The 13,015-nt window shown below is 56.5% G+C and carries 15 protein-coding genes and 1 tRNA gene; 7 read left to right on the top strand and 9 right to left on the bottom strand.

The features are described 5' to 3' along the window. Position 1: 1 nt before the first annotated feature. Positions 2-1,159 carry an acetylornithine deacetylase gene (argE, locus tag ACJ5NV_RS16795; RefSeq protein ID WP_411645555.1) on the top strand — a complete coding sequence of 386 codons (1,158 nt, stop codon included), beginning with the start codon at positions 2-4 and terminating at the stop codon, positions 1,157-1,159. On the opposite strand, the gene ACJ5NV_RS16790 is transcribed toward argE, so the two are convergent. Then, the gene (locus ACJ5NV_RS16790) at positions 1,156-1,929 is read right to left on the bottom strand and encodes an SseB family protein (protein WP_411645554.1); all 774 of its coding nucleotides are present in this window, start codon (positions 1,927-1,929) and stop codon (positions 1,156-1,158) included. The two genes, argE and ACJ5NV_RS16790, sit on opposite strands and share 4 nt — an antisense overlap. Beyond that, positions 1,926-2,507, bottom strand: a complete 582-nt coding sequence (locus ACJ5NV_RS16785) for a uracil-DNA glycosylase family protein (protein WP_411645552.1) — start codon at positions 2,505-2,507, stop codon at positions 1,926-1,928. The genes ACJ5NV_RS16790 and ACJ5NV_RS16785 overlap by 4 nt, the downstream gene beginning before the upstream one ends. A 195-nt stretch (positions 2,508-2,702) precedes the next feature. Between ACJ5NV_RS16785 and ACJ5NV_RS16780 the strand changes: the two genes are divergently transcribed. The 5 genes from ACJ5NV_RS16780 to ACJ5NV_RS16760 all read left to right on the top strand — a co-directional run bounded on the left by ACJ5NV_RS16780 (position 2,703) and on the right by ACJ5NV_RS16760 (position 7,236). Then, positions 2,703-3,362 (top strand): ABC transporter ATP-binding protein, encoded by a 660-nt coding sequence (locus tag ACJ5NV_RS16780; RefSeq protein WP_411645550.1) that lies wholly within the window; start codon positions 2,703-2,705, stop codon positions 3,360-3,362. After that, a complete protein-coding gene (locus tag ACJ5NV_RS16775; RefSeq protein WP_411645549.1) occupies positions 3,340-4,890 on the top strand; it encodes a capsule biosynthesis protein in 1,551 nt (516 codons plus the stop codon). Before ACJ5NV_RS16780 ends, ACJ5NV_RS16775 begins: the two co-directional genes overlap by 23 nt. After that, positions 4,890-5,723, top strand: a complete 834-nt coding sequence (gene kdsA / locus ACJ5NV_RS16770; RefSeq protein ID WP_411645547.1) for a 3-deoxy-8-phosphooctulonate synthase — start codon at positions 4,890-4,892, stop codon at positions 5,721-5,723. The genes ACJ5NV_RS16775 and kdsA overlap by 1 nt, the downstream gene beginning before the upstream one ends. A gap of 61 nt (positions 5,724-5,784) precedes the next feature. After that, positions 5,785-7,101 (top strand): mechanosensitive ion channel domain-containing protein, encoded by a 1,317-nt coding sequence (locus ACJ5NV_RS16765; protein ID WP_411645545.1) that lies wholly within the window; start codon positions 5,785-5,787, stop codon positions 7,099-7,101. Positions 7,102-7,161: 60 nt separating this feature from the next. Next, positions 7,162-7,236, top strand: a tRNA-Gln gene (locus ACJ5NV_RS16760). Positions 7,237-7,474: 238 nt separating this feature from the next. Here the strand turns inward: ACJ5NV_RS16760 and ACJ5NV_RS16755 are convergent. The 6 genes from ACJ5NV_RS16755 to rpsJ all read right to left on the bottom strand — a co-directional run bounded on the left by ACJ5NV_RS16755 (position 7,475) and on the right by rpsJ (position 11,414). Next, a complete protein-coding gene (locus tag ACJ5NV_RS16755; protein WP_411645543.1) occupies positions 7,475-8,869 on the bottom strand; it encodes a deoxyguanosinetriphosphate triphosphohydrolase family protein in 1,395 nt (464 codons plus the stop codon). Then, positions 8,856-9,107, bottom strand: a complete 252-nt coding sequence (locus ACJ5NV_RS16750) for a hypothetical protein (RefSeq protein WP_411645542.1) — start codon at positions 9,105-9,107, stop codon at positions 8,856-8,858. The genes ACJ5NV_RS16755 and ACJ5NV_RS16750 overlap by 14 nt, the downstream gene beginning before the upstream one ends. A 240-nt stretch (positions 9,108-9,347) precedes the next feature. Then, positions 9,348-9,644, bottom strand: a complete 297-nt coding sequence (locus ACJ5NV_RS16745) for a 50S ribosomal protein L23 (protein WP_411645540.1) — start codon at positions 9,642-9,644, stop codon at positions 9,348-9,350. Beyond that, positions 9,641-10,261: a 50S ribosomal protein L4 gene (rplD, locus tag ACJ5NV_RS16740; protein ID WP_411645538.1), complete on the bottom strand. Its 621-nt coding sequence runs from the start codon at positions 10,259-10,261 to the stop codon at positions 9,641-9,643. The genes ACJ5NV_RS16745 and rplD overlap by 4 nt, the downstream gene beginning before the upstream one ends. Beyond that, positions 10,251-11,087, bottom strand: a complete 837-nt coding sequence (gene rplC, locus ACJ5NV_RS16735; RefSeq protein ID WP_411645536.1) for a 50S ribosomal protein L3 — start codon at positions 11,085-11,087, stop codon at positions 10,251-10,253. Before rplC ends, rplD begins: the two co-directional genes overlap by 11 nt. A 12-nt stretch (positions 11,088-11,099) precedes the next feature. Further along, the gene (gene rpsJ / locus ACJ5NV_RS16730; protein ID WP_341368335.1) at positions 11,100-11,414 is read right to left on the bottom strand and encodes a 30S ribosomal protein S10; all 315 of its coding nucleotides are present in this window, start codon (positions 11,412-11,414) and stop codon (positions 11,100-11,102) included. A gap of 440 nt (positions 11,415-11,854) precedes the next feature. Here rpsJ and ACJ5NV_RS16725 point away from each other — a divergent pair, with 440 nt between their 5' ends. Then, positions 11,855-12,787 (top strand): lipid A-modifier LpxR family protein, encoded by a 933-nt coding sequence (locus tag ACJ5NV_RS16725; protein ID WP_411645534.1) that lies wholly within the window; start codon positions 11,855-11,857, stop codon positions 12,785-12,787. On the opposite strand, the gene ACJ5NV_RS16720 is transcribed toward ACJ5NV_RS16725, so the two are convergent. Then, positions 12,784-13,015, bottom strand: a 232-nt coding sequence (locus ACJ5NV_RS16720; RefSeq protein ID WP_411645533.1) for a hypothetical protein, incomplete at its 5' end; no start/stop codon positions are given. The genes ACJ5NV_RS16725 and ACJ5NV_RS16720 overlap by 4 nt on opposite strands.

Below are 13,015 nucleotides of genomic sequence, written 5' to 3'. Positions count from 1 at the left end.
TGTGACCGACCACCTGACCGACACAATCACCCTGCTGGACGAATTGATCGCCTATCCCACGGTTTCGGCAGATAGCAATCTGGGTATGATCGCAAGCCTTGCCAACCGGCTGGAAGATCACGGCGCGCAGATCGAACTGCAGTCAGATGCGACCGGGCAAAAAGCAAATCTTTTTGCCACTTTCGGCCCGGAACGGCCCGGAGGCATCCTGCTATCAGGCCATTCCGATGTCGTGCCAGCAGCCGGTGATGATTGGACGGATGATCCGTTCAAAATGGTGCAGCGCGACGGGCGGCTTTATGGACGTGGCACCTGCGATATGAAGGGGTTTATTGCCGCCGCCACGACAATGGCCCCGGTTCTGGGTGCGGCTGCCCGCAACCGTCCGATCCATCTGGCCTTTACCTATGATGAGGAAGTTGGCTGCATGGGCGGTCAAGCGCTCGCCGCGCTGCTGGCCACACGCGAGGCGAAACCAGCCGTCGCGATCATCGGCGAACCGACTGAGATGCGGATCATCGAAGGCCATAAAGGATGCAACGAATATACCACGCATTTTTCCGGTCTGGCCGGTCATGGCTCTGACCCGGCGCAGGGGGTGAATGCGGTGGAATACGCGGTGCGCTATGTGTCGCGCCTGCTGGAACTGCGCCATGATCTGATCGCCCGCGCGCCTGCGCAGGGGCGCTTTACCCCGTCGTGGACCACGCTGAACGTCGGCTCTGTTTATGGTGGCGTGGCTCATAATGTGATCGCGGATCATGCGCAGGTGCAGTGGGAAATACGTCCCGTACAAAACAGTGACGCCGATTTCGTGCATGACGCTATGACGCGACATGTGGAAGACGTGCTGCTGCCCGCCATGCGGTCTGTCGCCAGTGATGCGGCCATCGTGACCGAAACCATCGGCGAGATCGCAGGCCTGACCCCGACCAATGCGAACGAAGCGCGCGACATCATCATGGAACTGACCGGCGCGAATGCCTGCGACCTTGTTGCCTTCGGGACCGAGGCTGGGCTGTTTCAGAAGATCGGTATGGATGTGGTCGTCTGCGGCCCCGGCTCTATCGAACAGGCGCATAAGCCGGATGAATACCTAGAGATCGCCCAACTGGCGCGCTGTCTGGATATGCTGGAAGGGATGGGCGCGAAGCTTTAGCGCAACTTCGGCGGTTTGGCCGGATCCATGCCCGGCGCGCCGGGGGTTTGCGGGGCCACGGGTTCGGGCAAATCAAAGCGTAGCCCGACCCGCGCAAGTCGAGCGGCCATCGGGTCTGCGGCGCGCAGGAAAAGCACATCCATCACCCCTGCCTCGATCCCTGAAAAGGTCAGCGCCTCGCCCGCTGCTGCGGCCAGCGCCTTTTCCGCACCGGGGACCGCATCAACAAAGGCCAGCACATGGCCTGTGGCCCCGTCATCATAGCGCGCCGCTGTCAGATAGGCCGAGCGCGCCAGCCCTGCGGCAATCGCCAGTTTGCGGTCAAGCCCGGTCACCACGGCCTCTGGCACATGCGGGGGCAGAACCTCTGTCAGCCGCGCCTCTGTTTCGTTAGGGGCGTTGGACAGGGTGGCCACCAGCCAATCCACCGCCTCTGCCGGGATCAACATGGCAGACGGTGCCACCTCTAGATTCAGGGCCAGCCCAATCCCCTGCCCTGCCAGCATCCCGGCAAGCGCGCGGCCCGACACACCGGCATATGGGGCAACACGGCCAACAAATTGTGACAGCCGTTCCTCGCGGTCAAAGACAAGGGTAAAGCGCTGATCCTCGATCTCGAACAGCTCTGGCGAGACCTGATCATCGGCGGCCTCTGCGCTAAGCAGCATGAACAGTTCCGTATCCGCCAGCCGTTCATAAAAACGCAGGCGGGCGGCGTCATCCTCTGGCGCGGCCTCCATCGCGGCATGGGCCTGATCCAGATCGGTCATTGCAGTACCTCTTTCACGCGGGCCCGCAATGCGGGCAGCAGATCGGTTTCGAACCAAGGGTTCTTTTTCAGCCACCCGGTATTGCGCCACGACGGATGAGGCAAGGGAAACACGCGCGGGGCATGGTTACGCCAATCCCGCACGGTCTGGGTCACGCTGGATTGGCGCCCCAGATGCCAGCGATGCGCATAGCCGCCCACTATGACCGTCAAGGGCACATCCCCCATCGCCGCCATCACGCTGTCGTGCCAGGTTTCGGCGCAGATACGGGGCGGCGGCAGGTCGGACCCTTTGGCGTCATATCCGGGAAAACAGAACGCCATTGGCACAATCGCGACCTGCGCGCGGTCGTAAAATCTGTCTTTATCAATGCCCAGCCAGTCCCGCAGACGGTCGCCAGACCTATCCCAGAAAGGTGTCTGCGCTTCATGAACGCGCAAACCCGGTGCCTGACCGCTGATCAAAAGCCGCGGCGCGTCTTCGAACCATACGACCGGACGCGGCGCATGGCGTGTCGCCGTCGCAGCAAAGCGCGGCGCACAAAGACGGCATTTTGAAATCCGGTCCTGAAGCTGCATGGGCGGTCAGATAGTGCCGCTATGCCGGGCCGGAAAGGGCGCACGCTGTGGCAATTGTGTCGTTCTCACGCAGATGGGACTGTATTCAGGTCCTATTTTCGCGATAATAGGGTAAAAATGGCCTGTCATGACAGGCCGTTAACTAATCAACGTCATGAAAGGCGTGCCCGCTCTTTGGGCGTAAATGGTAACGAGATGCTGGAATTCGCAAATGTCAGCAAGTCCTTCTGGACGGGCACACAGCGCAAGGTGATCCTTGATCGCGTGTCCTTTCGGGTGGAGGTTGGCCATTCTCTGGGGATCCTTGCCCCAAACGGGACCGGCAAGACCACCCTGATCCGGATGATGGCCGGGTTGGAAAAGCCGGATGAGGGGACGATCACGCGCAACTGCAAAATCTCGTTCCCACTGGGCTTTATGGGCGGGGTCGTTGGGAAACACACGGCGATGGAAAACTGCCGCTACATCGCGCGGCTCTATGGAATCGACCCCGATTATGTTGAAGCGTTTTGCCGCTGGCTTTGCGGGTTGGAAGAATATTTCGATATGCCTGTTGGTACTTATTCCAGCGGGATGAAAGCACGGTTTACCTTTGCCCTGATGCTCGCGCTGGATTTCGATATCTACCTGATCGACGAAGGCATGCCCAGCGCCACAGACGCCGAATTCAACCGCAAGGCCGGGGATCTGCTGCGCGAACGGCTGGAACGCACCACGGTGATCATCGTGTCGCACCAGCCTGCCACGCTGGAACGGTTCGCCCGCTCCGCCGCCGTGCTGCGCAACGGCCAACTTTATATGTTCGACACCTTGGAAGAAGCGAAAGTTCTCTATGACTACGAAACCGAGGGTTAAAAAGTTCCGCATCCGCCGGGGTGGCGTTGTACAGCCAGAGGCCAGCGAAAGCGCTGCGCCTAAGGCAGAAGACACGACCACCGCGACCACGGTCGAGGCCGAGATTGCTGCAATCACGCAGGAAGGGCTGACCGCCCGCCAGCTTCGCATCGCCCGGCGCACCGCACAAAAACAGGGTCTGACCGTTGCGTCAGATTATGACGCCGTCCGCCAGCTGCGCAACGCAGGCGTCGACCCGTTCCAGCGCAGTTCAGTGCTTGAAGTGATGACCCCGCCCGACGCCCAGCATGCGGGCAAACCGGGTATGGTCCAGCTCCCCGATAAGCCAAGCCAACCAACGAATGTGCCAGCTCGGCGCGCCACTGACGGCTTGGATCAACGGGTGTCCGAAATTACCGCGATCCAGCGCGATATCGCGCGGCGCAGGCGGCGCAAACTATTTTTGCTGTTCACCCGGCTGGCCTTCTTTGTGTTTCTGCCAACGGCGCTGGTGGGCTGGTACTACTACACAATCGCCACGCCCATGTATGCGACGAAATCAGAAATCGTGATCCAGCAGGCCCAACCACAGCAGGGCGGGGGCGGCTTTGCCAGCCTGTTTCAGGGCACATCTATGGCCACGCAGCAGGATAGCATCTCGGTGCAATCCTATCTTGCCTCGCGCGAAGCCATGTTGCGGCTAGACGCTGATTACGGCTTCAAAGATCATTTCAGTGACCCTGCAATCGACGAAATTCAGCGCCTACCCACGGGTGCCACCAATGAAGATGCCTTTAACCTTTACACGGACCACGTGCGGATCAGCTATGACCCGACCGAGGGGATCATTCGGATGGAAGTCATCGCCGCCGATCCGCAAACAAGTCACACCTTTTCGGAGGCGCTGATCGGCTACGCTGAAGAGCAGGTGGATCAGTTAACCAGCCGGTTGCGCAGTGACCAGATGAGCGGCGCGCGCGACAGCTATGAGGCCGCAGAAGCGCGGCGCGCGGCGGCATTGGCGGCATGGCTGGAAATTCAGGAAGAATATCAACAGATCGACGCGGCAGGTGAGGTCGGCGCGCTCATGGGGCAGATTTCCTCGCTTGAAAGCGAAAAGCAGCGACAAGAATTGATCCTGCAATCACGCCTGAACGCGCAGCGCCCCAGCGAGGTGCAGGTGCAGGCGCTGCGCGCCCAAATCTCCAATATCGACGGGCTGATCGCCGAATTACGCGAACAGATGACCGCAGGTTCGACCTCGGTCACATCGCTCGCCGCACAAAATACCGCTCTGCGTACTGCCGAAGAAAACTATACTTTCCAGACGCTTTTGGTGCAGCAGGCGCTGACCCAAATGGAAACAGCCCAGATTGAAGCCAACCGTCAGGTACGCTACTTGTCGCAAAGCGTGCGGCCCATCGCCCCGGACGAGGCGACCTATCCACGCGCATTTGAAAACACGATCCTGGCGTTTTTGATCTTTTCAGGCATCTACCTGATGATTTCGCTGACCGCTTCGATCCTGCGCGAACAGGTAAGCTCTTGATGCAAGACGTTACAATCGGATCACTGACAGTCAGCAATGATCGCCCACTTCTAGTCATCGCTGGCCCCTGCCAGCTGGAAAGCGTGGATCACGCCCAGATGATCGCAGGCCGAATGGCCGAAGACTGTGCCGCCACAGGGGCGCAGTTTGTCTTCAAGGGCAGCTATGACAAAGCGAACCGTACGTCGCTGGGCGGCAAGCGTGGTCTTGGCATGGATGAGGGGCTAAAGGTCCTTCAATCGGTGAAACAGGCCATCGGGTGTCCAGTGCTCACCGACATTCATGCCCCCGACCACTGCGCTACCGTGGCAGAGGTTTGTGATGTGATGCAGATCCCCGCCTTTCTCTGTCGCCAAACCGACCTGTTACTGGCTGCTGGTGAAACCGGGGCTGTCATCAACGTCAAAAAGGGGCAGTTCCTTGCCCCGTGGGATATGCCCAATGTGGTGGCAAAGATCGAAAGCACCGGCAACAAGCGTATCCTGCTGACCGAACGCGGGGCGAGCTTTGGCTATAACACGCTGGTCGCCGATATGCGGTCGCTGCCGACCATGGCGCGCACCGGCTACCCTGTGGTGATGGACGCGACCCATTCCGTGCAACAGCCCGGCGGCCAAGGCGGATCATCGGGCGGGCAGCGCGAATTCGCACCGGTCATGGCGCGGGCGGCGGTGTCGCTGGGGATTGCTGCGGTCTTCATCGAAACGCATGAGGACCCGGACAATGCCCCCTCTGACGGTCCGAATATGATCCCGCTGGATCGGATGGGCGCGCTGGTGAAAAGCCTGATCGCGTTCGACGCGCTGGCCAAGGCAGATCCGCTGCGGGTTTAACCCTTGGATCACGCGGCGGCCCGACCTACAGTCCCACGAAACGAGCCAAAGTGACTGACCCATGCGTTTTATTGCCCTTCTGATTCTCGTTTTGCACCTAGCGCTGCCTGTTTTCGCGCAGGACAACGCCGCCTCTATCGCAACGGTGAATTCTGCGCAGCAGGATGCCGATATCGCGGTGCGACTGCGCGAAATCCTTGATGAGCTAGGCAATTACGACGACGTCACCGTCACCGTGAACGAAGGGGTCGTCACCCTACGCGGTACCGCGACGTCATCGATAGAGGCCGCCGCGCTAGAGCCGCTGGCCTACCGACTGGAAGGCGTGGTCGCTGTCCGCAATTCTGTGGTGGAAACCGCCGATATCAGCGCACGGCTGGACCCCGCAATCGCCCGGTTCAAGGCAAGGCTGGACCAATTGATCGCCTTCCTGCCGCTCGCCCTGATTGCCGTCGCTCTCTTTGCGCTGATCGTCTTTGTCGGCTTCATCCTTGCCCGGATGCGGCAGCCGTGGGACAGGCTCGCGCCCAATGCCTTTATCGCAGAGCTTTACCGGCAGCTGATCCGGATCGTCTTTGTGATCATCGGGATCGTGATCGCATTGGACGTGCTGAACGCGACAGCGCTGCTCAGCACCATTCTGGGGGCTGCAGGGATCATCGGTCTTGCCCTTGGCTTTGCGGTACGGGACACGGTGGAAAATTATATTGCGTCGGTGATGCTGTCGATCCGGCAGCCCTTCAGCCCCAATGATGCGGTAGAGATCAATGGTGACACCGGCAAGGTGATCAAACTGACCAGCCGGGCAACCGTGCTGCTGTCCTTTGACGGCAACCATATCCGAATCCCCAATGCGACCGTCTTCAAAAGCCGAATCATCAACTATTCCCGAAACCCCGAACGGCGCTTTGATTTCCAAATCGGCGTTGCCTCGGATGCGGACCTTTCCACCGTACGCGATCTGGCAGAACGGACGGTCACAAGCCAGCCTTTCACATTAGAAATCCCCGCCCCGGCCGTATGGATCGACCGGATCGGCGATGGTGCAATCTTTCTCACCGTGACCGGCTGGATTGACCAGCGGGACACCGACCTACAACGCGCGCGGGGCGAGACCCTGCGGCTGGTGAAAGAGGCGATCGAGGCCGCCGGCGTCGAAGTACCAGATACCACATACCGTGTCCAAATGCTTGGCGCGACGACTGCGCAGGTGACCGAAAGCGACAGAGCCCCGCATCCATCCCCGCCAACCAAACCCACCGCACAGCCCGCCGATGTGACCGCAACAGGGGACGAACAACTCGAGAACATGATCGACGCGGAACGCCAACAAGACACCGGCGGCGACCTGTTGTCAGAAGACGCACCAAAAGAATGAAATTTTTGCTATTCCGACCTTGATCACCGACGATCATCCGATTATGCAGCGCTGCATTGCTGGGATGTAGCCAAGTGGTAAGGCAACTGTTTTTGGTACAGTGTACCGTAGGTTCGAATCCTACCATCCCAGCCATATTTCTCCTAATGTGTGATATTCGGTGACAGTGGAACTTATCCAGCGAGAGTTGGCAACTTTGTCGGTTAAGAATGGATTTTGCCGCCTTTGTATAAAGCACAAGCATCTAGGATACCGCTCGCATATCAGTCGTTCTGGACAGCACGACGGCCGTTTAGTCGGAGTAGAAGATTCGCTTAGCGAAGAGGATGGGCTGTAACGCAAATCCTATCGGCCATCATCACCGGCCTTTGCGTCACTGCATTATCGGGTCTAGAATCGAGTTCGAAGACGTGCCTTCCAGCCGTCGATGCCATTCCATGGCTTCGGCTTCTGTCAGCGATGCAATACAATCCAGAATAAAGCGCACCGGGTTGTTATCACAAAAGGCCCACAGATAGCGCAGCCGCTCCGGAACGATGCTGTTCAGCATCCGATAGTCTTCGAGGCTGTCATTTTCATCCCGACCGATCCAATAGGCGTTAACGTCTTCAACCATGGCCGTATATAGCTTGGAAATGATGCGCTTGTGCCCGCGCTGCTGGGACAGGATTGATGCATCCGTCAAAACAAATTGTTTGGTCAATTCTTTCAGTATCAGCACCTCTTCCTGATGATTGTCGGGAACCAGCATACCTGTCGGGGAGTCTGACGTGTCGACGAGGTAAGCACCTTCAATATATCTGGAAACCAAAAGCGAATTCAGGTTACGAAGCTCATATCGTTGCCATCTTGATCCCGTATATCGTTCGCAGAAAACCCTTGGGTATAGCAAAGACAGGCTTTCCACCCTGTCAAAGGCGCGACTGAGCCGGTCACGCGCATCTGCGGGGCTATTGAACCAACGGCGCTCTGCCGCCTCGACGATGCGCGACCGCCCCCTTGGATGAAAGATCTCACGCCAGTCGAAAAAATTGCACCGGTGAAACTCTTCCAGATCATGTACAGAATAAGCAATGTCATCGGCCCAATCCATGACATGCGCCTCTATCGTCTGCGCTTCCCCGGTTTCGAGCTCTCTTGCAAATTCAAACTGCTCTTTCTCCGAATGGTACGCACCCCATTTACCTTTTTTCTTATGATCGTTTCCGTCCCGCAACCACGGGTATTTCAGACAGGCGGCAAGCGTCGCGCGCATCAAATTCATGCCTCGATCGGGAAACCTGACCGCCAGCTTGGTTAATATGCGAAAGGTCTGTGCATTCCCTTCAAAACAGTTGGTCACTGAAAACGCCGTGCCGCTTTCTTGAATGGGACCGACCCTAAGCTGACCTGACGGATCGAAAGACGTCCGTTGGGCAAGGTCGTTCAGCGTATGTTCACCCACATGGCCGAAAGGCGGGTGTCCCAAATCATGCGCGAGGCAGGCCGCTTCAACAATATCGGCATTTAGATCAAGCTTCATGCATCTGTCTTCGTCTTTGGCGCAAAGCGCTTCCGCGAGCCGCCGTCCAACTTGTGCAACTTTTATTGTATGTTGATATCTGGTGTGAAAGTTTGACAGATCCGACGCATTCACAATTTGCGAGACACCCGCTAGCCTATGCAGCGCAGACGAAAACAGAATTCTGTCGCGATCACGCTCCGGTCCGCTTCTGTAATCTGATTGTGCGAAAAAACCCTTGCGATCATACTTACTATTTACCCCCAAAATTATCTCCCATCATAATTTGCATTTCTTCATTTAAAAATAATTCGCCTTTATCAATGAGCTCGTGAATATACGTGACCCAGTCCGACCAATCCGATCCATCAAAATTTGGATCCTTTCGTTGTTCGACTTTTGTTTTCAGATACTCAATGGAAAACCCCGAGCTCCCTTGTAGTATCTGCGTCAACGCTTGGTCTTTTTGAGAAATTCTATCTCCATGCACCTTGATGCCCCCCATGCAAGCCACAAGCTGTCACATTGTCAGAAAAACAACCATAACTTGTCAACACCTACGATATTCCCACCCCGGGTGGGACAGGAGGCGAGATTTTGATAAGATCATCGTCTGGCAGACGGGCAGCCAATCGCAATAAGCGGCCGTCCGTAAGGGTTCACACACAACTGCTCTAGCTATACCGGCAAACAAAAAAGGCCCCCAGCATACGCCAGGGGCCCTGAAACCTACAAGTCTATGCGATCAAAGACCTGTGGAGACGTCGATCGTGTTGCCCTCTTCGAGCGTCACATAGGCCTTTTTCACGTCGTTCCGCTTGCCCAGCTGGCCGCGGAAGCGTTTGACTTTGCCTTTGGTGATCGTAGTGTTGACCGCTTTCACCTTGACGCCAAACAGGCCTTCGACGGCATGTTTGATCATCGGCTTGTTCGCATCGATGGCCACTTCGAAAACGACGGCGTTGTTTTCAGACGCCACTGTCGCTTTCTCGGTGATGATCGGCTTGCGGATCACGTCGTAATGTTCTGCTTTCGCGCTCATGACAAACGAGCCTCCAGTGCTTCGACACCTGCCTTCGTCAGGACAAGCGTGTCCGACTTCAGGATGTCATAGACGTTGGCACCCTGGCTGGGCAGCACGTCGATGGTTGTGATGTTGGCGGTGGCCTGCTTGAAGTTTTCGTTCACTTCGGCCCCGTCGATGATCAGCGCACGTTTCCAACCCAATGCACCGACCATTTTAGCCAGAGCACCGGTTTTGGCGTCCTTCACCTCAATCGAGTCGACGATCACCAGCTCGCCTGCGGCCACTTTCGCGGACAGCGCATGCTTCAGTCCCAGCTTACGGAACTTCTTGGTCAGGTCGTGGGCGTGGCTGCGCGGCGTTGGGCCCTTGTAGATACCACCCGAACGGAAGATCGGCGCCCCGCGGGAGCCGTGGCGTGCGCCGCCGGTGCCCTTCTGGCGATAGATCTTCTTGGTGGAATAGGACACTTCGGACCGGCCAAGCACATCGTGTGTACCCGCCATGGCCTTGTTCCGCTGCCAGCGCACGACGCGGTGCAGGATGTCCTTGCGAGGCTCCAGACCGAAGATTTCGTCGTTCAGTTCGACGGAACCGGCTTTGGCACCGTCCAGTTTGATTGCATCAGCCTTCATTGTTCTCGCCTCCTTCTTCAGCGGCGGTTTCGGCTTCAGCGGCCTCCAGTGCAGCCTGTTCTGCCTCGGCAGCGGCCTTTGCGGCGGCTTCCTCTTCAGCGGCGGCAGCGGCGGCGGCTTCTTCGGCCAGACGCTCGGCTTCTTCTTTCATGGACCGCAAACCGGCAGGGTAGATCACGTTTTCAGGGGTCGGTTTCTTGACCGCATCCTTCAACGTCACCCAGCCACCTTTGGAACCGGGAACAGCGCCCTTGACCATGATCAAGCCACGGTCGGTGTCGGTCTTGATGACCTGCAGGTTCTGGGTCGTGACTTTGGCAGCGCCCATATGGCCGGCCATTTTCTTACCCTTGAACACTTTGCCTGGATCCTGACACTGGCCTGTGGAACCGTGCGAACGGTGACTGATCGACACACCGTGCGTGGCGCGCAGACCGCCAAAGTTGTGCCGCTTCATCGCACCGGCAAAACCTTTACCGATGGATGTGCCGGACACGTCCACATACTGACCTTCGAAGTAATGGTTGGCGAGGATTTCTTCGCCGACATTGATCAGGTTTTCAGGGGCGACGCGGAACTCAGCGACCTTGCGCTTGGGTTCGACCTTGGCCGCAGCGAAATGGCCGCGCATGGCTTGGCTTGTGCGCTTGGCTTTGGCGTTGCCAGCACCCAGCTGAACGGCGACATAGCCGTCCTTGTCCGCAGTCCGCTGTGCCACGACCTGCAGTTTTTCGAGCGAAAGAACGGTCACAGGGATCTGCTTGCCGTCTTCCATGAACAGCCGGGTCATCCCGACTTTCTTTGCGATAAGTCCGGTACGGAGCATCAAGAACCCTCCTTATACCGAAATCTGGACGTCAACACCGGCAGCCAGGTCGAGCTTCATCAGCGCGTCCACGGTTTGCGGTGTGGGGTCCACGATGTCGAGCAGACGCTTATGCGTGCGGATCTCGAACTGGTCGCGGGATTTTTTGTCAACGTGGGGGCCACGCAGAACAGTGAATTTTTCGATCTTGTTTGGAAGTGGGATCGGACCACGAACAGAAGCGCCTGTGCGCTTGGCTGTGCTGACGATTTCCTGTGTGCTTGCATCAAGCACCCGGTAATCAAACGCCTTCAGGCGGATACGGATGTTTTGGCTCTGAGCGGCCATAAGTCATCCCCTTATACTGGGGTGAAGATCGGATTGGATGATACCGGCTCATCCGGCACCCTCATCGCGTCTTTGGTCCAACGTATAAAGGGCGCGGCAATGCGCACCCTAGTTGGATTGGGGTGCTATAGGGGGAGTCGGATGGGGTGTAAAGGGTAGAGAGCATGTACAGCTAAATTTTGGCGGACGTCTCTGACACTCTCTTACGTACCTATAATCGCAAGCATTGTAAAACTTAGTCGTATGATATTCACCCATCAGTACTCTGTCTTCAGACACGACTACTAGCAGATTTATTATTGAAGTATCGCACACCAACCCATTGCCAAGCGTGGCAACTAAAAAAAAAACGTAGTCAAACTCAATATTAACCACCAATCACTAAGAAATCAGCTGCAGCTAGCGCCATAACTTTATCGAAAATGCTAGGGGGTTTGATCGTGCTTTACAATGGATTCGGCCGATGCACCGTATTCGGTCTGATATTTTTATCTCTTTCTACTGCGTTGAGCGGTCAAGTATCTGCAGAAAATGCTCAAAGCTACCGAGGAGAAGTGGGTAGTTTTACAAATGACTTTTTTGGGGATGGCCACGATCGCTGGAGAAGTGGCTCATATCAACGATCTTACTACTCTGAAGGTCCCAAATTGAAGTGGGCCGAAGGCCTTGAATTGCGCGCCAGATCAGAAATTGTAACACCTTGGACACCATCTAATCAGCCGGAGGGTGATGTTCCATATTCTACATCATTAGCTTTTGCTGCGTTTGCACACAACAGTATTTTAGGTTTTGACACGCGGATCGGCGGCGAAGTTTTACTGATGGGCGACGCTAGTGGGATGGAAATGATCCAACGCACTACTCATGATAGCTTGGGAATGGATGAAAGTTTTGATCCCTCAAGAGGCGACTTTGAGCGTGTTGGAAACGGGGTTGCTTTTCGGTTTGAAGCAGAGGTAGGGCGGTCTTTCAATATCACCGCGCAAAGTATGTTGAGGCCCTATACAGAAGTGACACTCGGTGCGGATCAAGCGGCCAGTGTAGGAGCTGATCTTGTCATTGGACCAATGGTTTCAGCTGACACTTGGACCAGGGATGTTGTCACCGGTCGTTTGCTGACGCCGCAAGTTAATGAAATACAAGGTCTGAGCTTCATCGCTGGCTGGGATGTCCGCTCTGTAAATACATCAGTCCATTTTCCCGCGCATTCGGCAGTAGAACTTGAAGAAATTCAATATCGATCACGAGTGGGCTTCCAAAATAGCACCAATTTTGCCAATTATTTTATTGGTCAAGCTTGGCTCTCTCCAAGTTTTGTTGGCCAAGTAGAGCCGCAACGATTAGGAATGCTATCCATTTCATTTACTTTCTAAAACTCTGACTGAATAAATTCAGCCTCATCGCGCAATTCATCAATATAAAAGGCCGCCCCATTTCTGGAGCGGCCTTTGTTATTCATAACGCCTGGGTGGGTTCTCGGTGATTGCTCCGCAATCGCCTGCCACCCAACGGTGTCTATACTGGAGAGGGGGCGGGTTCTCGAAGTTTCCCTTTGGAAAACATCTGCCACCCGCCCGGTGCGTTTGGGCTTACGCCCAAGC

The organism is Loktanella agnita (assembly GCF_046640325.1).
Lineage (GTDB): Bacteria > Pseudomonadota > Alphaproteobacteria > Rhodobacterales > Rhodobacteraceae > Yoonia > Yoonia agnita.
Note: the sequence above shows the minus strand (reverse complement) of the source record. Positions and strands in the feature narration are given on the sequence as shown.

Excerpts from the sequence above, each read along its gene's own strand:
- rplC (WP_411645536.1), bottom strand. The coding sequence starts at position 11,087 with ATGCTCCGTACCGGACTTATCGCAAAGAAAGTCGGGATGACCCGGCTG.
- ACJ5NV_RS16750 (WP_411645542.1), bottom strand. The coding sequence starts at position 9,107 with ATGGGGGGCATCAAGGTGCATGGAGATAGAATTTCTCAAAAAGACCAA.
- ACJ5NV_RS16765 (WP_411645545.1), top strand. The coding sequence starts at position 5,785 with ATGCGTTTTATTGCCCTTCTGATTCTCGTTTTGCACCTAGCGCTGCCT.
- rplD (WP_411645538.1), bottom strand. The coding sequence starts at position 10,261 with ATGAAGGCTGATGCAATCAAACTGGACGGTGCCAAAGCCGGTTCCGTC.
- ACJ5NV_RS16745 (WP_411645540.1), bottom strand. The coding sequence starts at position 9,644 with ATGAGCGCGAAAGCAGAACATTACGACGTGATCCGCAAGCCGATCATC.
- ACJ5NV_RS16790 (WP_411645554.1), bottom strand. The coding sequence starts at position 1,929 with ATGACCGATCTGGATCAGGCCCATGCCGCGATGGAGGCCGCGCCAGAG.
- ACJ5NV_RS16785 (WP_411645552.1), bottom strand. The coding sequence starts at position 2,507 with ATGCAGCTTCAGGACCGGATTTCAAAATGCCGTCTTTGTGCGCCGCGC.
- ACJ5NV_RS16775 (WP_411645549.1), top strand. The coding sequence starts at position 3,340 with ATGACTACGAAACCGAGGGTTAAAAAGTTCCGCATCCGCCGGGGTGGC.
- ACJ5NV_RS16780 (WP_411645550.1), top strand. The coding sequence starts at position 2,703 with ATGCTGGAATTCGCAAATGTCAGCAAGTCCTTCTGGACGGGCACACAG.
- kdsA (WP_411645547.1), top strand. The coding sequence starts at position 4,890 with ATGCAAGACGTTACAATCGGATCACTGACAGTCAGCAATGATCGCCCA.
- rpsJ (WP_341368335.1), bottom strand. The coding sequence starts at position 11,414 with ATGGCCGCTCAGAGCCAAAACATCCGTATCCGCCTGAAGGCGTTTGAT.